The 21214-nt window shown below is 43.9% G+C and carries 11 protein-coding genes; 8 read left to right on the plus strand and 3 right to left on the minus strand.

All coding sequences use genetic code 11. The annotated features are described in order from the left end of the window. The coding region (locus AB5903_RS13595) for a glycoside hydrolase family 88 protein (RefSeq protein WP_368117941.1) at positions 1–215 on the plus strand (215 nt) is incomplete at its 5' end. A gap of 14 nt (positions 216–229) precedes the next feature. Next, positions 230–1183 (plus strand): pectinesterase family protein, encoded by a 954-nt coding sequence (locus AB5903_RS13600; protein WP_117667589.1) that lies wholly within the window; start codon positions 230–232, stop codon positions 1181–1183. Positions 1184–1190: 7 nt separating this feature from the next. On the opposite strand, the gene AB5903_RS13605 is transcribed toward AB5903_RS13600, so the two are convergent. Further along, on the minus strand, positions 1191–1538 hold the full coding sequence (locus AB5903_RS13605; protein WP_016661896.1) for a cupin domain-containing protein: 348 nt from the start codon (positions 1536–1538) through the stop codon (positions 1191–1193). Between the two features lie 59 nt (positions 1539–1597). Here AB5903_RS13605 and AB5903_RS13610 point away from each other — a divergent pair, with 59 nt between their 5' ends. The 5 genes from AB5903_RS13610 (at position 1598) to AB5903_RS13630 (ending at position 10720) form a co-directional block, all read left to right on the plus strand. Further along, positions 1598–3364 (plus strand): pectinesterase family protein, encoded by a 1767-nt coding sequence (locus AB5903_RS13610; protein WP_272710066.1) that lies wholly within the window; start codon positions 1598–1600, stop codon positions 3362–3364. Positions 3365–3383: 19 nt separating this feature from the next. Then, complete coding sequence (locus AB5903_RS13615; RefSeq protein WP_272710065.1) at positions 3384–4703, plus strand: acetylxylan esterase; 1320 nt, start codon at positions 3384–3386, stop codon at positions 4701–4703. Positions 4704–5016: 313 nt separating this feature from the next. Then, the gene (locus AB5903_RS13620) at positions 5017–8010 is read left to right on the plus strand and encodes a TonB-dependent receptor (RefSeq protein WP_005657428.1); all 2994 of its coding nucleotides are present in this window, start codon (positions 5017–5019) and stop codon (positions 8008–8010) included. Positions 8011–8030: 20 nt separating this feature from the next. Further along, complete coding sequence (locus tag AB5903_RS13625) at positions 8031–9563, plus strand: RagB/SusD family nutrient uptake outer membrane protein (protein WP_272710064.1); 1533 nt, start codon at positions 8031–8033, stop codon at positions 9561–9563. A 14-nt stretch (positions 9564–9577) separates the two neighbouring features. Then, positions 9578–10720: a dienelactone hydrolase family protein gene (locus AB5903_RS13630; RefSeq protein WP_368117942.1), complete on the plus strand. Its 1143-nt coding sequence runs from the start codon at positions 9578–9580 to the stop codon at positions 10718–10720. Positions 10721–10828: 108 nt separating this feature from the next. Here the strand turns inward: AB5903_RS13630 and AB5903_RS13635 are convergent, their stop codons facing one another. Then, a complete protein-coding gene (locus AB5903_RS13635) occupies positions 10829–15250 on the minus strand; it encodes a two-component regulator propeller domain-containing protein (protein WP_181987252.1) in 4422 nt (1473 codons plus the stop codon). Between the two features lie 20 nt (positions 15251–15270). Then, positions 15271–16428: a dienelactone hydrolase family protein gene (locus tag AB5903_RS13640; protein WP_272710062.1), complete on the minus strand. Its 1158-nt coding sequence runs from the start codon at positions 16426–16428 to the stop codon at positions 15271–15273. A 77-nt stretch (positions 16429–16505) separates the two neighbouring features. Between AB5903_RS13640 and AB5903_RS13645 the strand changes: the two genes are divergently transcribed. Continuing rightward, positions 16506–20978, plus strand: coding sequence for a two-component regulator propeller domain-containing protein (locus AB5903_RS13645; RefSeq protein WP_117899225.1), 4473 nt, complete (start codon positions 16506–16508; stop codon positions 20976–20978). Positions 20979–21214: the final 236 nt, after the last annotated feature.

Consider the following 21214-nt stretch of genomic DNA (forward strand, 5'->3'; position numbering starts at 1 on the left):
ACTTTATAGAAGTGGATAAAAACGGTGTGGTAAGCATCACAAAGGCTTGTGCCGTAGCAGGACTTGGCGGAAAGGTCTATCGTTCGGGAGATTATGATTATTATATCAATGAAACTATCCGCAACAATGACCCCAAAGCTGTAGGTCCGTTTATTCTTGCATCATTGGAGTGGGAACGTCTTCAGGACGTGAAAGTGATTGTTAACCGGAAATGATAGCGAAAGTAACTATGAAAGCACTGTGTAGTTTTATAATAACCCTGCTTTGCGGGGTCGGTTCGTTATCCGCGGCGCAGCAGTGGAAAGATACGATTGTTGTAGCCCGTGACGGCACGGGAGATTACCGTACGCTGACCGAAGCAATGGAGGGTATCCGCGCCTTTATGGATTATAAGGTGACAGTTTTGGTTAAAAAGGGTGTATATAAGGAAAAGGTTGTTCTTCCTTCTTGGTTGGAAAACGTCGATTTCATCGGTGAAAATGTAGAAAATACGATTATCACCTACGATGATCATGCCAATATAAATAAGATGGGAACTTTCCGTACCTATACTTTGAAAGTGGAAGGAAGTTCCATCACTTTTAAGAACTTGACGATAGAGAACAATGCTGCACGGCTGGGGCAGGCAGTTGCGCTTCATACGGAAGGTGACCGCTTGGTCTTTATCAATTGTCGCTTTTTGGGCAATCAGGATACTATTTACACCGGTGCAAAAGGTACTCGTCTCTGCTTCCTGAATTGTTATATTGAAGGTACTACCGATTTTATTTTCGGTCCTTCTACGGCATTGTTCCATAATTGCACGATTCATAGTAAAGCCAATTCGTACATCACGGCAGCTTCCACTCCGAAAGACATTGAAGTGGGATATGTTTTTAAGAACTGTAAGCTGACTGCCGCACCGGACGTTGATAAGGTTTATTTGGGGCGTCCGTGGCGTCCCTATGCAGCTACAGTGTTCATTAACTGCGAGATGGGTAAACATATCTGTCCGGCAGGATGGGATAATTGGCGTAATCCGGAGAATGAAAAAACAGCCCGTTATGCTGAATATGGTAATACGGGAGAGGGGGCTGATAATACAAATCGGGTAAAATGGGTAAAGCAACTGACCCGGAAGGATGTTGCAAAATATGAGGAACCGGATTATCTTTTCAAGATATGCAGTGAATGGAAACCCTAAGTTTATCTTACGGTTTCAGAAAATCCGCTCTCATAGGACTGAAGCAGTCGATTAATATACCGGCTTCCAGACAAGTGCATCCATGTTCGGCATCCGGTTCGATATAAACACCATCGCCAGCCGATACGATTTGTTTTTCACCGTTAACCGTGAATTCAAATTTACCGCTTGCCACATAAGTTGTTTGAGTATGATAATGGGTATGCGGTGTACCTACTGCACCTTGTTCAAATTTAACCTTGACGAGCATTACCTGACCGTCGTACCCCAAAATCTGACGAACAACGCCCTCTCCGGCGGGTTCCCATGCTTTCTCGTTTTCGAGAATAAACGCATTGCTTCTTGTTCTTTTCATTGTGTGAATGATAATTTTACTGATACAAATATAGCGATAAATAATAAGTTTGAAAAACCATGAAAAGTAAATTGATTCTGCTGTTGGCAGCTTTTTTCTTGTGTTCCGCTTTCAAGGCCGATAAGCCGGTAATTACCATTTTTATGATTGGTGATTCTACGATGTCAAATAAGTCGTTGGTGGGCGGTAATCCCGAAAGAGGGTGGGGGCATGTCCTGCCCGGTTTCTTTTCTGAAGACATACGGGTGGATAATCATGCCATGAACGGACGCAGTTCCAAGAGTTTTATCGATGAGGGGCGCTGGGACAAAGTGCTTTCACTGATAAAGAAAGGCGATTATGTTTTTATTCAGTTCGGGCACAACGACGAAAAGCCCAAAGCCGACCGCCATACAGACCCGGGAACAACCTTTGATGCCAACCTGCGTAAGTTTGTTAATGAGACTCGTGCGAAAGGCGGTATTCCTGTTCTGTTCAACTCCATTGTGCGCCGTAACTTTGGTACGGCCGATAATAAAGCCGTAGCGGAAGCTATTCTTCAGGATGATATTCGCAAGGGAATCAATCCTGATGCCAAGCAAGACGCCTCTCAGGAAAAGAATGTGGTGGAAGGAGACAAACTGATTGATACGCACGGAGCATATCTGGATTCTCCGCGCAATGTAGCAAAGGAGTTGAATGTTCCTTTTATTGATATGAACAAACTCACCCACGATTTGGTAGAAGGCTTGGGACCGAAAGAATCGAAGAAACTCTTTATGTGGGTGCCCGCCAACACAATTGCTGCCATGCCTAAAGGTCGTGAAGACAATACTCACCTCAATATATACGGTGCACGTGTCATAGCCGGTATTACAGTAGATGCCATTGCCAAAGAAGTGCCGGAATTGGCAAAATATGTCCGCCATTATGATTTCGTGGTAGCTCAGGATGGCAGTGGCGATTTCTTTACTGTACAGGAAGCTATTAATGCCGTACCCGATTTCCGTAAAAATGTACGCACCACGATATTGGTACGTAAAGGCGTATATAAAGAAAAACTGATTGTGCCCGAAAGTAAGATTAATATCTCTTTGATAGGACAGGAAGGAGTTGTCATATCCTATGACGACTATGCCAATAAACAGAATCTCTTTGGAGAGAACAAAGGTACGTCCGGTTCATCTTCCTGTTATATCTATGCGCCCGATTTTTATGTGGAGAATATCACGTTCGAGAATACATCCGGTCCGGTAGGGCAGGCGGTTGCCTGTTTTGTCAGTGCCGACCGTGCTTATTTCAAGAACTGCCGTTTTCTCGGATTTCAAGATACACTCTATACGTATGGGAAGGGAGTGAGGCAGTATTATGAAGATTGTTATATAGAGGGTACGGTCGATTTTATATTCGGTTGGTCTACGGCGGTATTCAACCGCTGCCATATTCATAGTAAACGTGACGGGTATGTCACGGCTCCTTCTACCGATGAAGGACAGAAATACGGCTATGTATTTTATGACTGCAAATTAACTGCGGATGCCAACGTGAAGAATGTTTATTTGTCCCGTCCGTGGCGTCCTTTTGCTCAGGCTGTGTTCATTCATTGCGATTTAGGAAAGCATATTCTTCCGGTCGGTTGGCATAACTGGAATAAGAAAGATGCTGAGAAAACCGTTTTCTATGCAGAGTACGACAGCTATGGCCCGGGTGCTAATCCTAAAGCACGCGCTGCTTTCTCCCATCAGTTGAAAGATACGGAAGGATATGAAATAGAGTCCGTTCTTGCCGGTACTGACGGTTGGAATCCGATTGCTAACGGCAATGCATTGGTAAACATTAAACGTTGATTGATAAAACAATTCTGACATGGTAAAGAATAAAACAATATTGGGTGTTCTTACTCTGCTATTGGGTTTGGTATTGACTGCCAGTGCGGAAAATTATCCTTACAGGAGCGATGTACTTTGGGTTACCGTACCCAATCATGCCGATTGGCTCTATCAGACAGGGGAGAAAGCTACCGTAGAAGTACAATTCTATAAGTACGGCATCCCGCAGGATGGTGTAACTGTCTGTTATGAACTTGGAGATGACATGATGCCTTCGGATACGAAAGGCTCTGTTACGTTGAAGAATGGTAGAGCCGTTGTTACTATCGGCACAATGAAGCAACCCGGATTCCGGGATTGCCGTTTACAGGCTACTATCGCTGGAAAAACTTATAAACATCATGTAAAGGTAGGTTTCTCACCCGATAAACTTCAACCTTATACGAAGATGCCTGCCGATTTCGATGAATTCTGGGATAAGAGTAAGTCTGAAATTGCAACTTTCCCTTTGTTGTATACGAAAGAGCGGGTTGAAAAGTATTCTACCGACAAGATAGACTGTTACTTGGTTAAACTACAGTTGAACAGTCGGGGACAAAGTATTTACGGCTATTTAACCTGTCCCCGGAATATGCAGAAAGGTGCTTGCCCGGTAGTGCTTTGTCCGCCGGGTGCAGGAATCAAAACCATCAAAGCCCCTCTTCGTCATAAATACTATGCAGAGCAGGGATGTATCCGTTTTGAGATGGAGATACATGGACTCAATCCGGAGATGTCCGAAGCGGAGTTCAAGGAAATCAGTAATGCGTTCAACGGCAGAGAGAACGGGTATTTATCAAACGGACTGGATAATAAGGATAATTATTACATGAGACGCGTTTATCTGGCATGTGTCCGCAGTATTGACTTTCTAACTTCTTTACCCGAATGGGACGGTAAGAATGTCATTGTGCAAGGGGGTAGCCAGGGAGGTGCTTTAGCATTGATTACCGCCGGACTGGATACACGGGTAACAGCGTGTGTAGCCAATCATCCGGCTTTAAGCGATATGGCAGGCTATAAGGCTGGCAGAGCGGGAGGTTATCCGCATTTCTTCCGTGTAGCAGGTATGGATACTGCCGATAAGCTGAATACAATGGCTTATTATGATGTAGTAAACTTTGCCCGCCGGATAAAAATTCCTACTTACATGACTTGGGGATACAATGATGATACTTGTCCGCCCACTACCAGTTATATCGTATATAATGTGTTGAATTGCCCAAAAGAAGCGCTAATCACTCCTATTAACGAACACTGGACATCCGAAGCTACGGAGTATGGGCATTTGAAGTGGATATTGAAACACATGAAATAAGCAAGAATTATTCTATGTACTTTCCTCTCTGATATATTTTTGGGGTAATATATCAGAGGGGATTTTTTATAAACCTCTCCGTTGTAGAATAATCGATTGCCGAAGGATAAAAATGTGCAGAAAACATGTGGAATAATTGTTTAAAGCTCTTCCATAGAGACGTTCTGAGTTAGTTAGACTATTTTTTTAACCGATTTGAGTATATTTTTCACCTTAAAAATCAAGATAATCCCCTTCTTTGCATAGTAAGGTGAAAGACAAAATCTTATAGAGAAACTTTGAATCTTTATTTATTAACTCCAAATGTATTAATATGAAAAACAAACTGCATTTTGACTTTAGAAAGTTATGTTTTGTATTGGCATTAATATTGACACAATGTTTGTATGCACAAAACAAGACGATTACAGGAACGGTGACTGACTCGACGCAAGAGCCGTTGATTGGTGTGAATGTTACTGTGAAGGGTAATTCAAGCGTAGGAACAATTACCGATATGGATGGTAAATATACCTTGCCTGTTCCCTCCGGAAAAATCACTCTTGTGTTTTCTTATATAGGATATATGGCACAAGAAATTGTAGTAGGTTCACAGAGTACGATTGATGTAGTACTGTTGGATGATGCCCAGGCTTTGGAAGAAGTGGTAGTAGTAGGTTACGGAACAATGAAAAAGTCCGATTTAACCGGTTCCGTATCTTCCATTAGTAGCGACCGATTTAAGGTGGGTACTGACTTGAGTCCTCAGCAGTTGATGCAGGGCGCCTTTTCTGGTGTAAATATCAGCCAGAATAGTGGTAAACCTGGTGGTTCTAATACAATCCGTGTCCGTGGAGGTACATCCATCTCCGCTTCCAATGACCCATTATATGTAATTGATGGCGTACCTATTAATAGCTCTGCTGGTGTAAGTTCTAGTCATATTGCTTCCAATGGTAGTAATACGGACTTCTTCGATCAGGAGTCGGTGAATCCCCTGGCTTCTATTAACCCTAATGACATTGAATCCATCAATATCCTGAAAGATGCTTCTGCTACTGCCATTTATGGTTCCCGTGGTGCTAATGGGGTTATTATGATTACTACCAAGAAAGGAAAGAAAGGAGTGAAGCAATTGGACTATAGCTATAGTTTAGGTATTTCTAATGTGAGCAATAAGCTGGATGTATTGACGGGTGATGAATATCGTAAGGCAGTGAATGATTTAGGACTGACATTGGATGATAAAGGTGATAATGCAGACTGGCAAGACCGTATTTTTCGTACGGCAATCTCTCAGAACCATTACCTTTCTTTCATGAGTGGGGGTGAGGATACAAACTACCGTGCATCTTTGGGGTATAGCGATCAGGAAGGAGTCATGTTAGGTTCCGGTATGACTAGTGCCAATGCCCGTATGAATATTAATCATACGGCACTGGATGGCAAACTAAAATTGAGCATGAACTTGAACTATGGTGAAACAAATGCCGATCAGGCACCGGTATCCAATACGGTTGGTAGTGAAATGGGAAGTAGCATGCTATACGAAGCTTATGTTTTTAATCCAACTTATCCGGTCTATAATGATGAAGGTGATTTCTATGATGTACCTCCTTATCGTGTTAACCCGGTGTCTTTCGCATCGGAGATTTTGGACGAACGTAAGAACAGGAAGTTTTTGGGTAATCTGACCGCAGACTGGAATTTCTACAAACCTTTCACGTTTCAGGTGAATTTGGGTTACACTTATAATTCGATTGAGCGTAATTCCTATATATCCAAAAGCAATCTGCTTGGTAATGGTAATGGTGGCTACGTCAGTGTACAAAAGTTGCAAGACTATTCTAGATTGTTGGAAACTATCCTGAAATATAATCAGAAGTTTGGCAAACACTCTATTGATGCCATGTTGGGTTACTCTTACCAATATTTCTATGATGAAGGTAACCATACCCGTGCCTATGGCTTTTTGTCTGATACATTCAAATGGTATAGCCTTGCTGCGGCAAAGACAGTGGAGAGCATAAGCAGTTTTGCTGAAAGTAACACACTTATATCTATGTATGGCCGTATAAACTATAATTATGGAGATAAATACCTGTTTACTGCTACTGTACGTCGTGATGGTTCCAGCCGTTTTGGTGCCGACCACAAGTGGGGTGTTTTTCCTTCGGCTGCAGCTTCCTGGAGAATTTCTCAAGAAGAATTCTATCATAGCGATATTCTTACCGACCTGAAACTGCGTGTCAGCTATGGTATCACAGGTAATCAGGAAATAGGCAACTATAATTCCCTGAATACGCTGGGAGCCAGCACTAACGGATATTTGGTAGGCGGTGAAAAAGTGACCATTGTGTTGCCGCAACAATATTCCAATCCGGATATAAAGTGGGAACAGACTGCACAGACGGATATAGGTTTGGATTTCGGACTTTTCAACGGAAGAATTCATGGTAGTATTGATTATTACTATAAGAAAACCACCGATTTGCTGCTTTCCGTAGCTGTTCCTTCTCCGTCTTTGATTACTTCGCAGATTGCTAATGTAGGTTCTGTAAAGAATCAGGGTATTGAAATTGATTTGGGATTCGATGTGTTGCGTACAAAGGATTTCTCATGGGATATAAATCTGAACTTCAGTCGTAATAAGAATGAGTTGATAAGTCTGTCGAATGATAAGTGGACCGGTGAAAATATGAAGGTGGCTCCTTGTCAGGGGCAGGGTCTTTCCGGTTCTTATGCCCAGTTGGTTATGCCGGGACAACCTTTGGGAACCTTTTATGGAAAGAAGTTTATTGGCATCAAGGATGGAAAAGAACAATTTGCCAATGATGGTGAGTCTGAAATCATCGGTTGTGCACAGCCCGACTTTACATACGGCATCTCTACCACTTTGCGCTATAAAAACTGGAGTTTGAGCATGAATCTGCGCGGTAGTGTAGGCAATGATGTATATAACTGTACGGCGAATAATCTTGCTTATCTGAATAACCTGCCGGGTAGAAATGTGTTGAAAGAAGCTGTGACCGCTGGTGTGAACCGTGAAGAAGCCAAGGTGTTCTCTTCCAGATTTATAGAAGATGGTTCGTTCCTGCGTATGGATAATCTTTCTTTGGGTTATGATTTCAGTTTCAAACCGTTGCGTATTACCCATGCACGTGTATTTGTCTCCGGTCAGAATCTGTTCACCATCACCGGATATTCTGGTCTGGACCCTGAAGTAAACTCCGAAGTTTCAAGAACTGGCGTAGCTCCGATGGGTGTCGACTATCTGAGTTATCCAAAAGCACGTACTTTCACAATGGGTATCAACGTTTCATTTTAACCTTAATTTATTATCAGAAGATGAAAACAAAAAGAATATTTAAAAGCATAGTTGCTTGTGGCGTCGGAATCAGTATGTTGTCCGGTTGCCTTAATTTGGATGAAGAGTTATATGGCAGACTTTCTCCTGAGACCTATTATCAGACAGAAGAAGAGGCTCTCTCTTCTGTAGTCGGTGTATATCAATATTTGGCATATATGTCCAAAGCTGGCGGTGATGGCTGGCGAATAGGAGAGTTTGGTACAGATGAGTTTTTCTGTCCGGGGCGTGCCAGTGGTGGTTGGTATGACGAAAGCAATATGCAGATAATGGCGCATAAGATAACACCGGATAATGCCCGTCTTGAAACCTGCTGGGGAACCTATTTGTTTCCGGGAATCGGCGCTGCCAATGCTGTGATAGCCAGTATGGAAGCCTCTCCCATGAAAGATGACTTGAAAGCCCTGATTGCAGAGACACGGGCTCTTCGTGCCTACGGATATTATTACGCGATGGATTATTTCGGAAATGTTCCTCTTTTCACAGAAGCTAAAGTGGATGCGAATGATTTGCCGAAAACTGCATCCAGAAAGGAAGTTTATGAATTCGTGGTAAAAGAGTTTACAGAGGCGGCTGCGGAGTTGCCTTCCATTAAAGAAGTGAATCGTACTGCTTATTATCCTCGTTTGACAAAAGAGGCGGTATATACAGCGTTGGCTTCCGTCTACCTGAATGCTGAGGTGTATGCCGGCGAGGCTCATTGGGCTGATGTGGTGACGATGTGTGATCATGTTATCGGAACCAATGCCTATTCACTGGAAAATAAAGTGGGAGACTGTTTCCTTGCCACCAACGAAGCAAACTCGACGGAAGTCATTTCTTCCTTTGCAGTAGACCCGTCGAAAGGTGTGGATGGAAATGAGTTTATACTTTATACTCAGCATGCTCTCGACCAGAAAAAGTATAACTTATCTTTTGCTCCGGCCAATGGATATTGCTTCACTGATGATGCCTTGAAGAGATATGAAGAAGGTGATGAACGTCTGGAACTTCTGGAATATGGTCCTCAGTATTATCAGGATGGAGTGACTCCGCTATGTGATGATAAAGGTACTCAACTCGTACTGACAACTATCAAGGATATGGTTGCCGCACAGGATAATGAAGGCTACAGGGTATTGAAGTATTCACCGATAGGTGTGGCATGGTCCGGCAGTAAAGCGGATAATGATTATATTTTGGAACGCTATTCCAATGTTCTTCTTATGAAGGCTGAGGCTTTGTTCAGGCAAGGAATACAGTTGGACGAAGCACTCGAATTGGTCAATCAGGTGCGTCGGCGTAGCGGAGTGGCCGATTGGGATGAACTGACCCTGAAAAAGATAGAAGAAGAACGCGCCCGTGAATTCATTTGGGAGAATCAACGTCGCCGTGATATGATTCGTTTTGGATCTTACTTCACAGATACTTGGTTTTATAAAACCGGTGTAACAGAAGAGTGGAGAGGAATTTATCCAATACCTGCCATTCAGTTGAATAATAATCCTAATTTGAAACAAAATCCGAATTATTAATATATGTTTTTAGTATGATAAAAACTATCATTCTTTGCGTGTTAGGGCTGGTCACTTCGGTGGCTGCCCTTTCTCAGCATTTATCCGGCTACGAGCTGGAGAGAGAGATACCGGTTTTTTTGGACCAGCTAAAGCAAGAGTTGACGTACCCTATGGCTTGGGGAAACAGTCCGGTCAAGAACTTTAAGAAATGGCGTAAGAAGGCGCGTAATGCAGTGCTGGATGCCATGTTGGCCCCGCCTCCTTATACTACTGATTATAAATTGGAGGTAGTTGCGGAAGAACAACGGGATGGGTATAAAGCAAGGAAACTGCGTTTCAACCTGACGGGCTATTCGCGTGTGAATGCCTATATGCTGGTTCCTGACGGCGAAGGACCATTTCCGGCAGTTGTACTTCTTCATGACCACGGAGGTCATTATACAATTGGTAAAGAGAAAATGATCCGTCCCTTCGGTGTGTCTTCTGAGGTGTTAGCTGATGCTGATGCATGGGCTAAACAATGCTATGGTGGGCAATATGTAGGCGATTATCTGGCGGCTCATGGTTATGTGGTTATCTCTATTGATGCCATATTCTGGGGCGAACGCGGGCGTAAAGAAGGGATTGACGGTGACAGTCATATGGCTGTAGCGGGTAACTTTATGATGTTGGGACGTAGTTGGAGTGCTTTTATGAACTATGAAGACATGTATACCACTGATTTTCTGGCGACATTTCCGGAAGTTGACCCTGAACGCATCGGTTGTATGGGCTTCTCCATGGGAGCTTACCGTGCCTGGATGCTTTCGGCGCTGACAGATAAAGTAAAGGCAGGTGCAGCAGTTTGCTGGATGGTGACTACGGATTGCCAGTTCTCGTGGGAGTATGGACGCGAAAGAGGAGGCTTTGCCAATATGTTGCCGGGTATCAGACGTTATCTGGATTATCCGCATATCGCTTCCATAGCTTGTCCCAAGCCCATGTTTTTCCTGAATGGCGAGCATGATAAATTGTTTCCTCCGGTGGGTGTCAATGCGGCTTTTGCCGAAATGAGGAAGGTATGGGAAAGCCGTTCGGCAGGTGATAAACTTGTTACTGAGTTATGGGATATGCCGCATGATTGCGGGATAAAGGTGCAGGAAGCAGTTTTGTCATTCTTGAATAAAAGTCTGTAGATCAAAGGCTGGTAGCAAAGGTGTCTTGCCGCAGCCTTGGCAACAATTAGCCCCTTCTTTGGCAAGGTTTTGCCAGAGAAGGAGCAAAATGCATTCGATATCTTTCCGTTAATCCATGTTCGGCTTCCGGCTTTCTTTGTACTCAGTTGGGGTAATGCCATATTGTTGCTTAAAGCATTTACTGAAATAGTGAGAATCATTAAGCCCCACCATGTAAGCTATCTGAGCCATGCTGTATTCATCAGTTTCTATCAGTTGGGCGGCACGTTTCATACGTATTTCTTTTAGGAACTCAACGGGCGATAATCCGGTCAGTGTTTTCAGCTTTTTAAAGAATACGGAGCGGCTCATATTTACTTCATTAGCAATATCCTCAACCATGAGGTCGCCGTTATCTAGATGCTTTTCTATGGTTTCCATTACTTTATCCATAAATTTCCGGTCGTTTGGGGAGAGGGCAGGAGATGCTTCCTTTCCTTCGCTCGGCTGTTGCTCGATGGATGTGGGTAACAGGCTGGCACAGAACAATGCCTGCAACTTCTTGCGCTGGTCAATCAGATTGAAAATCCGTGCTTTCAGGTAAGCTGCGCTGAATGGTTTTGTAATATAATCATCCGCCCCTGATTCCAGACCCTCTATTCTGCTCTCAATGGTCGACTTGGCTGTAAGCATTACGATAGGAATATGGCTGGTGCTCATGTCTTCGCGAAGCTCACGCACCATCTCAATGCCGTCTTTCTCGGGCATCATCACGTCGCTGATAATAATATCCGGAAGGTATTTCTTACTCTTTTCCAATCCGATAATTCCATTTTCGGCTTCTATCACATTGAAATGCTGGATGAAGATGGTCTTGATGAAGAAGCGCAGTTCTTGATTATCTTCTACAATTAGGATGGTCTCCTTTTCATTATTTAGTTTCTCTCCTTCGCTTTCGGCAAGGGAGGTTAGTGAGGCATTCATGTATCCCGGAGCAACATCAGTTATGGTGTAATCAGTCAGGATGAACTCAACAGTTTCGTCGAAATGCTCCTTGCCTTTGGGGAGTTTTACCGTAAAGCAACTTCCTTCACCGGGCTTACTATGGATATTTATCGTTCCGTGATGCATATCAATCAGCTCTTTTACGAGCGAAAGACCGATGCCGGTGCTGGCCTGATTGAACAGGTTCTTGTCCACTAGGTTTTCAAAACGGATGAATAGGGATTTCTGCTTGCTTTCGGCAATGCCAATGCCTTGGTCTTCTACCGCAATCATTACTTCATCTTCTTCATCTTGCACGATAACTCTAATTTGCTTGCCCTGAGGCGTATATTTGAATGCATTTGATAACAGATTAAATAATATCTTCTCCAGTTTATCCGGGTCCGCCCATATTTTGAGTTGGGAGACTTGCGTAGTCATTCCAAAGTCTATTTGATGTTCGTCTGCCAGCCTGTTGAAGCTTTCCATAATCTGGCGGGTGAAGGGGATAAGATCTATCTGTTGCACTCTCATTTTCATCTTCTTGTTCTGGATTTTGCGGAAGTCCAGTATCTGATTGACAAGGCGAAGCATGCGGTTCGTGTTACGTTCCACTAACATCAATTGTTCCCTTTCTTCATTATCTAGCTTACCATGTTGCAATACGTGCTCTATGGGACCGGCAATCAGGGTCAACGGGGTACGCAGTTCATGAGAGATGTTCGTAAAGAAACGTAGCTTGATATCTGAAATCTCTTGCTCGACAGAGACTTTATGCTTAAGCCTGAAAATGGTAAAGAGAATATAGGCGGCTGTGAAAATGACTAACAGGATGAAGAGTACATAGAGAAGATACGCCCAAGGGGTTTCCCAGAAAGAGGGGAGCACAGTGATATGCAATGTGCGTGTATTTTCTACCCATACGCCGTCACTGTTGGTGGAGCGAACTTTCAGGGTATAATGTCCTTTGGGAAGATTGGTGTAAGTGGCGGTGCGCTGGTTCCCTATATCATTCCAGTTTTTTTCGAACCCTTCCAGTTGGTAGGAGTAAGAAATGTTATCAGGGTATTTCATGTCCAACGCTGCAAACTGAATACTGAATCCATTCTTGTCATGTGGCAATGTCAGGAGTTGGGTATCATCAATGTGGGTGATTAGTATGCCGCCTTCTTCGGGTGTTACCGTCTTTTCCGCTTGCTGCAGGCGGGTAAAAATGATTGGCGGAGTATAAGTGCTGGTGTGGATTGAATCTGGAAAGAAATAAAGGATACCTTTCACAGTGTTGAACATCAGATAGTCGGAATGTGTGCGTAGCGCAGCTCCTTCGCTGAAATTAATTCGTCTCGGAAAAACTCTGGAAGGGTAGTTTGTGATCTTCTCCGTATCCGGTATAAACTTGCAAAGCTCTTCTTCGGTGGCGCACCACAAATTGCCGTCTGCATCTTCTTCGATGGATAATAACACGTCTGAGGGAAGCCCATTCTTCATGGTATAGGCTTTAAATGTGGCCTGCTCTTTGTTGAGTGATAGTAATCTGTTCAGCCCACCTCCAAAAGTAGCCACATACATTTCTCCTTTTTGAGTGAAAAAGATATTGTGCACATCATTATTGCTGAGGCTTTGCGGGTTACCCGGTATGCGGCTATAGCGATGGAAAGTGATCTTCTCCGGTTCGCTGAAATCTCCTTCGCACATCAGCAATCCTGTGGCACTACCTATCCAGATATTGCCTTGGGTATCAGAAGTTATGAAGCGCGTGCGGTTACACTGGGTAATGGGGTAGTTTTTTAACCGGTTCCGGTAGTTAATGAACCGGGCGGATTCTTCATTCACTCCTTTTTCCAGATAGTTTACTCCGCCCTCAAATGTTGCAATCCAAATTCGTTGCTGTTTATCTTCATACAAACTATAGATTTCATTACCACTCAGACTGTATATGTTGTCAGTATCGGCTGTGTATTGCTTCAGGCGATAGGTCAATGGTTTGTTTTGGGGAGTGGCTGCAAATAGCCCGTTGCCTTTGGTACCAATCCAGATAGTTCCTTCATGGTCCTGCGTGATGGCATAGGCAATGCCCAACTCATCTGTGGCGTGGGGAGAAATGGTTCCTTGTGCTGTAAGATTACCTATGTAGCGTTGTTCTTTGTCGTAAACCCGCACTATCTTATCTTTGTTTCCGGTCCATAGATATCCGTCACGGTCTTGATAGATAGCACGAATGTTGCTGCCGGGAAATTCCGGATCATCCGGAGCGGCTGTTAAAAGATGGAAGTGGTTGGTATTGAAAGATACTTTCTCCAGCCCGTTTCCATATGACCCCAACCATAGATTACCTTGTTTATCAGTGAAAATAGCGGTGACTTTATTGTCGGAGCTCCATCCGGATTGTAAAGCTGGGTTATAAAAGGGCTTTATCCGATTGTTTTTACGGTCATACCAGGCAAATCCACCGCCGGAGGGGTGCAGCCATAAAGCTCCGTTTATATCTTCATAGATATACATCTCGGGGCGGGAATCAACTATATCTTTCCCATATTTATCTTTTAGAATGAAGAAATCGAATTGTTCGTTTTCCGGGTTGAAATGTGTTACTCCTTTAGTTTGCAGGCGTATCCAGATTTCTCCGTTGGAGTCTACATATGCTTCCTTTATCTGATTATCCCTTAATGAAGAGCAGGTGGAGGTGTTGTAATGGCGAAAACTTTTGTTCTTGAGGTCGTGAATGAAGAAGCCGTCGGATGCTGTACCGATAAATAGTTTATCGTGCTTTAGTTGCCGGACAGACTTTATAGAGGAGTGGGTGGTGAATTCTTGTCGTGAAAACTGACCGTTATCGGGGTGGTATTCGTACATCCAACCTCGTTTGGAGGTAAAGTAAATGGCATGCTCATTCTCTAATGCATCGTAAAAGGGTTGCTTATCCTTGGCTGAGGGAGAGACGAAGTAGGAGGATAGTTGCTCTTCCTCCTTATCCTTGCTCAACCTGTATAACCCGTTTTCTGTAAGTATCCACTGGTTTTGTTGCTTATCTTGAAAGATAGAGTTAATTCGTTCTGAAGATGAGATTTGATGAGACTTGAAGAAATTGGTAGCTTTCATTTCCCGGGTGTCGGGCTGAATGGTTATGCGGATTAATTCATTGAGTGCAGTAACTACCCATACATCTCCACATGAAAGCACATATATGTCCTGAGACAGATAGTTTTCATAAGGAATTGCCTGAAATTGTTCGGTTCTTGGATTAAACCGATAAACCTGGTGGTCATAGCTTCGCACCCAGATATAGCCGTATTTATCCTCTTTTATGTTGTCCAGGCGGTTGTTGCTTAGTCCGATACTATCTCCCGGTTGTGCTTTATAGTTCTTGAATGTATATCCGTCAAATTTATAAAGTCCATCCCATGTGGCGAACCACATAATTCCTTTATGGTCTTGCATAATTCCCTGTATGGTTTTCTGTGCAAGTCCATCCTTAGAAGTATATTGTGTAAAGGTGTGTGGCAATTGCGCTAGACATACAGTGATGCTGAGTATACAAAAAGTGAATAGTATTCCGATTCGTTTCATGATTGGATTCCAAACGAGATTTATTTCAACCATTTATTAAAGAACTCCAAAGTTTCCCGTTGCATCTCTTTATTGAAAAAGTGCTTCTCTTCCCATATTTTAGTAACCAGACGGTCGGAGACTTCCTGGCTCTGCCAAACAGACTGCATGATGCTATAGGCATCTTTTACTCCTTCTACAGGGAATAGTTTGTCTTGGGTACCATTGAAGAATAAGGTTGGTTTGGGACATGCAATGCTTGCCACGTGCGGGTAATCGAGGTAGCGGCGTAGGCCGGGTATCAGCATTGAAAAGGCGGAACCGCCCTTATTCTGATTATTAGTCAGCGTCATCAGATGCTCTGTGGTATTCATCCAGCAGATGGAAGCGGATGCTTTTACACAATCAGTCAGCGCAGCCAGCATCCAGGAACGGTAGGCTCCCATCGAGAATCCCAAACAACCGACCCTGTTTTTATCTACCATTGGCAGTGAAGCCAGAAACTCGGCACTACGCACATCATCCATGTTGATAAAAGCCCCCCAGGATGCCCCCATTTGCATGAAATTGGAAGCCAGTGCCTGCTGTCCGTCATAACTTACTCCTTCCTTTCGTCCGCGTTCTCCCCAAAACAGGGCGTCGATAGACAGTACTACGTAACCGTTTTGTGCAAAGTAATCTCCGGTATATTGTCCGTCATAACAACGGACCACCCAATCTTCGGCATCAGCCGATATTTCCGGAGAGACTCCGAAAGGACGTACCATTTTCTCTTTGCCGATGGAAAAGTGTGCTCCATGATCGTGCAGCATTATCACAGCCGGAAAAGGCCCCTTTCCGTCAGGAACCAATAAATAAGCCGGTATGCGGGACCATTCCGAAACATTAAACCATATCTTGCGGGCTTCATATCCCGCCCGCTGCTCTGTTCCGACGACAGACATATCGTATTTCGAGGGAGCAGGTGGCAGATTCTGCATGCACTCCATCACTATATTTCGTGTTTCGATTCTCCATTTCCCAAAGTCTTTTGTGGTAGACTTTCCCCATGCTGCGGGATAGGTAAGTTGCTGTTTCAGTTGCTCGTAGAAAACGGGCATGTTCTTTGTCACTTCATAACTTACCGTATCAACTTGTTGAGCCTTTATACCCAGACTTACGGTAAGGAAAACAGCATAAAGTATAACGCTTGGTTTCATAGTGGTATTTAAAATAATGACAAATATACGATATTTTCGGCGAAATGCGTATCTTTACCCCACAGAACGAATATGTTATGAGAAAACTTCTATATCTGGTCATAGGCTTATTGTTTGTATTTGCGTTACCGTCCGGAGCACAGCCGGAGTGTGTCTTTACCCATTATTCGTCCGAAGAGGGACTTTCGCAGAATACTGTCATGAATATTCTGCAAGACAGAAAGGGAAATATGTGGTTTGCCACTTGGGATGGCATCAATAAATTCGATGGGTATGATTTCAGGACTTATAAGGCAAAGTTTGATAACCGCATTAACCTGACAAACAACCGGGTGGACTATATGTACGAAGACCGGTACGGCTTTCTGTGGCTGCTCACTTACGACAATCAGGCTTGGCGTTTTAATCCCCGTACCGAAGTATTTGAACATGTTCCTGCCATGAAAGAAGAAGGAAGCAGGTTTGTGGTAACTTCAATCAAGGTATTGCCTTGCGGTTCGGTCTGGTTGCTTTCGGAGGAAGAAGGGGCTATCCGCATCAAGACCGATCCGGAGAGTTTTCGCCTTTCGCCAGAGATGTATTCAGTTGATAACGGTTTGTTCCCGGCCGCACGCGTATATGATGTTTATGAGGATGCTTCCGGAAATGAGTGGATGCTGACTGACAACGGGCTGGGGATGCTTGCTGCCGGAAGTGGTGCCCTTACGTCCTTTTTCGTAGAGAAAACATTGAAGAAAGAGAAAGGCGGCCAAATTTTTTATACAGCCCAGGAATGTGGAAATGAAATCTTTTTCGGGTCGGATAGCGGACGCGTATGGCGTTATCAGAAGAAAAACGGCCGGTTTCTGTTATTGCAGTTGCCTTGTGCCTCACATATCGTGGCTGTAGGAAAGATTGACGAACATAATCTGATAATGGTTACAGAGACAGACGGATTTTTTACTTACAATACGCCCGCTAAGACAACTGTTCATTATCCGGCTTCCCGTCTGCCGGGTGCTCCTGTTCACTCCATTTATATAGACAGAAACTCGGAAGTATGGTTCGGGCAGGATATTGCGGGAACCGTTGCACATTTTAATGCAAGGACAAAAGTGCTGAAAACGGAAGTAATCCCGGTAGAGCCTACATCTACCGACCGTTCCCGTCCGGCTTTTCACGTGCACGAAGATATTTTCGGTTCTGTTTGGGTGCATCCCTATGGCGGAGGTTTTTCGCGTTTCGATAAGGCTGCTAATTGCCTGCGTCCTTTCTATAACGGCTTTTCGGATACCGACTGGCGTTTTTCCAATAAAATCCATTCTGCTTTTTCCGACAGGCAAGGCAATCTGTGGATGTGCACCCATTCCAAGGGACTGGAGAAAATCACTTTCCGCTCTTCCTTTTTCAGTATGATGACGCCGGAACCTCATCGGTATGAATCATTGAGCAATGAGGTGCGTGCTCTTTGCGAAGACACGGAGCATAATCTTTGGGTGGGACTGAAAGACGGCAAAATAAGGATTTACGATAAGAATCGCACGGAACTGGGATACTTCACGGAGACAGGTACGATATCACATGCGGGGATACCGTTAAAGGGAAATACTTATTGCATATTTCAAGACAGTAAGCACAACATTTGGATTGCCACCAAGGGTGAGGGATTGGTAAAAGCCCGGCCTCAGGGTGGAGGACATTATAAACTGACCCGCTATTGCCATAGTAGGGATGATATCTACAGCCTGAGTGACAACAATGTATATTGTGTTTATGAGGACGTGAAAGGCCGTATCTGGGTTGCCACTTTTGGAGGAGGAATCAACTACCTCACCCATAACCGTGGCGGACGGGAGATATTTGTTAACCACCGTAACAACCTGAAAGGTTTCCCTATAGATAATTGCCATAAAGTACGCTTCGTTACAGGTGACCATCGCGGAAATATATGGATTGCCACTACAGTCGGCGCATTAATGGTAAACAGTGATTTTAAGAAGCCCGAAGATGCAGTGTTTCATCACTATGTACGTGTGCAGAACGATGTAAACAGCTTGAGTAATAACGATGTGCACTATATTCTGTCTACCCGGAAGAACGAACTTTATCTGGTTACTTTCGGCGGCGGGCTGAATAAGTTGCAGACTATAGATGCTGCCGGCAACGCAATATTCAAGTCGTATGGCGTGGCCGAGGGATTGCCTTCGGATATATTGCTCTCCATACGTGAGGATAACAGGGGTAATCTTTGGATGAGTACGGAGAATGGCATCAGCAAATTTATTCCAGAAGAAGAACGTTTTGAAAACTATGCAGACGGTCATGTCTCGCCTCATGTCCGCTTCAGCGAAGCGGCATCGGCCTATACTTCGTGGGGAGACTTGCTGTTTGGTACGAGCAACGGCGTCTTGCTGTTCAATCCCGATTCTATCAGGAAGAGCACATATGTACCGCCGTTAGTGTTTTCCAAATTGCTTATAGCCAATGAAGACGTTGTGCCGGATGAAAAAAATATATTGAAAGAGAGTTTGGATGATACCCGTGAATTGCAACTCTCGCACGAGGAAAATATTTTCACGATTCGTTTTGCCGCACTTGACTATACGGAACCTGCCGGAATACAGTATGCCTATATTCTGGAGGGATTTGAGAAATCTTGGAACTATGTCGGCAAGCAGCGTACCGCCACCTATACCAACCTGCCCAAAGGGCATTATGTGTTTAAGGTACGTGCCACCAATGCCGATGGAGTATGGACGGATAACATGCGCTTGCTTGATATTGAAGTGCTTCCTTCCTTTTGGGAAACTCCTTTTGCCTATTTCCTGTATGTCCTGTTTGTTCTGTTGATTATAATAACGGCTGTTTATATCTTGTTTACGATTTATCGTCTGAAGCACGAAGTTGTTGTGGAACAGCATATGACAGATATGAAATTACGTTTCTTTACAGATATTTCCCATGAACTGCGTACTCCTTTAACCCTGATTTCAGGTCCGGTGGAATACGTGCTGGAGCATACGCAACTGCCGGCGGATGCCCGTGAACAGTTACAGGTTGTGGAGCGCAACACAAATCGTATGTTGCGTCTCATCAATCAGATACTCGACTTCCGTAAGATTCAGAACAAAAAAATGAAGATGCAGGTGCAGCGTGTCAATGTAGTGGCCTTTACCCGCAAGATAATGGAGAATTTCGATTCAGTGGCCGAGGAGCATCACATTGACTTTTTGTTCGAAACGGAAAAGCCCGAACTTTATCTGTGGGTGGATGTCGATAAATATGAAAAGATTATTTTCAACTTGCTCTCCAATGCTTTCAAATATACTCCGAATGGAAAAATGATAAAGGTTTTTATCCATGAGGACGAGGAAACCGTTTCTATTGGCGTGCAGGACCAGGGTATCGGTATTGCCGAGAACAAGAAGAAATCTATTTTTGTCCGTTTTGAGAATCTGGTAGACCGTAATTTGTTCAATCCAAGCACCGGCATCGGTTTGTCATTGGTAAAAGAACTGGTGGAGATGCACAAAGCTTTGATTACGGTAGATAGTAAGTTGGGAGAAGGCAGTTGCTTCAAGATTGACTTTATGAAAGGCAAGGAGCAGTATGACGAATCGGTGGAATTTATGCAGGACGATATAACAGTTGGTCTGGAGGCTTATCACCGGCAAACGGCGGATACGGAAGACGCGCAGCCCTCACAACCGGAAACGGGTTCTCAGGAAAAAGGCGGTGGAGATGCATCCAAAGATTTGATGCTGCTGGTAGAAGATAACTCCGAACTGCGTATTTTCCTGCGCAGCATCTTCGCTTCCGAGTATCGCATTGTAGAGGCTGCCAATGGTATGGAGGGGCTGAATAAGGCGTTGAAGTTTCTGCCGGATATTATTATCAGCGACGTGATGATGCCGGAAAAAGACGGTATCGCCATGACCCGTGAATTGCGTGCTGATATGACTACCAGCCATATTCCCATTGTGTTGCTTACGGCGAAGTCGTCCATCGAAAGTAAGTTGGAAGGATTGGAGTACGGTGCTGATGATTATATAACCAAACCTTTCAGCGCCACCTATTTAAAAGCACGTGTAAAGAACTTGCTTGCCCAGCGGCAGAAACTGCAAACTTTGTACCGCCAGAACTTGATGCAGGCAGGAGCGGTTGCAGCTGTTGCCGATGAACAGAGTATCGGTAATGTCCAGGATAATCCTCAAACGGATAAATCTGCGGCAATGTCTCCCAACGACCGTAAGTTTATGGATAAACTTATAGAACTGATGGAGAAGAACATGGATAACGGTGACTTGGTAGTAGATGATTTTGTGCAGGAACTTGCCGTGAGCCGTTCCGTATTCTTCAAGAAGTTGAAAACCTTGACCGGACTGGCGCCTATCGAGTTCATTAAGGAAATGCGTATCAACCGTGCAGCTCAGTTGATAGCCACCGGTGAGTATTCCATGACGCAAATATCCTATATGGTGGGTATCAATGACCCTCGTTATTTCAGTAAGTGTTTCAAGCAGAAAAAGGGAATGACACCCACGGAGTATCGGGATAAAGTGCTGAAATAAACCATTATTCGTGTTCAGAATGAACATAAACTATTGGAGTCTTGTTGTATTTGAATTATTTGAAAACTAAACAAAGTCTATGATTATATATTTGATATGCTTGCTGGTTATTGGCTTGATAATAGTCTGGAATATAAAAAAGGCTCCTTCGGATAAGGATTTGTGGGGAGAGGAAGATGAGTAAGTTGTAAAAAGAGAAAGATGAATTCCGAAATTCTGATACTTCGGAATTCATC

The sequence above is a fragment of the Bacteroides sp. 2201st1_D9_2201SCRN_220225 genome (assembly GCF_040928965.1).
Classification (GTDB): domain Bacteria; phylum Bacteroidota; class Bacteroidia; order Bacteroidales; family Bacteroidaceae; genus Bacteroides; species Bacteroides stercoris.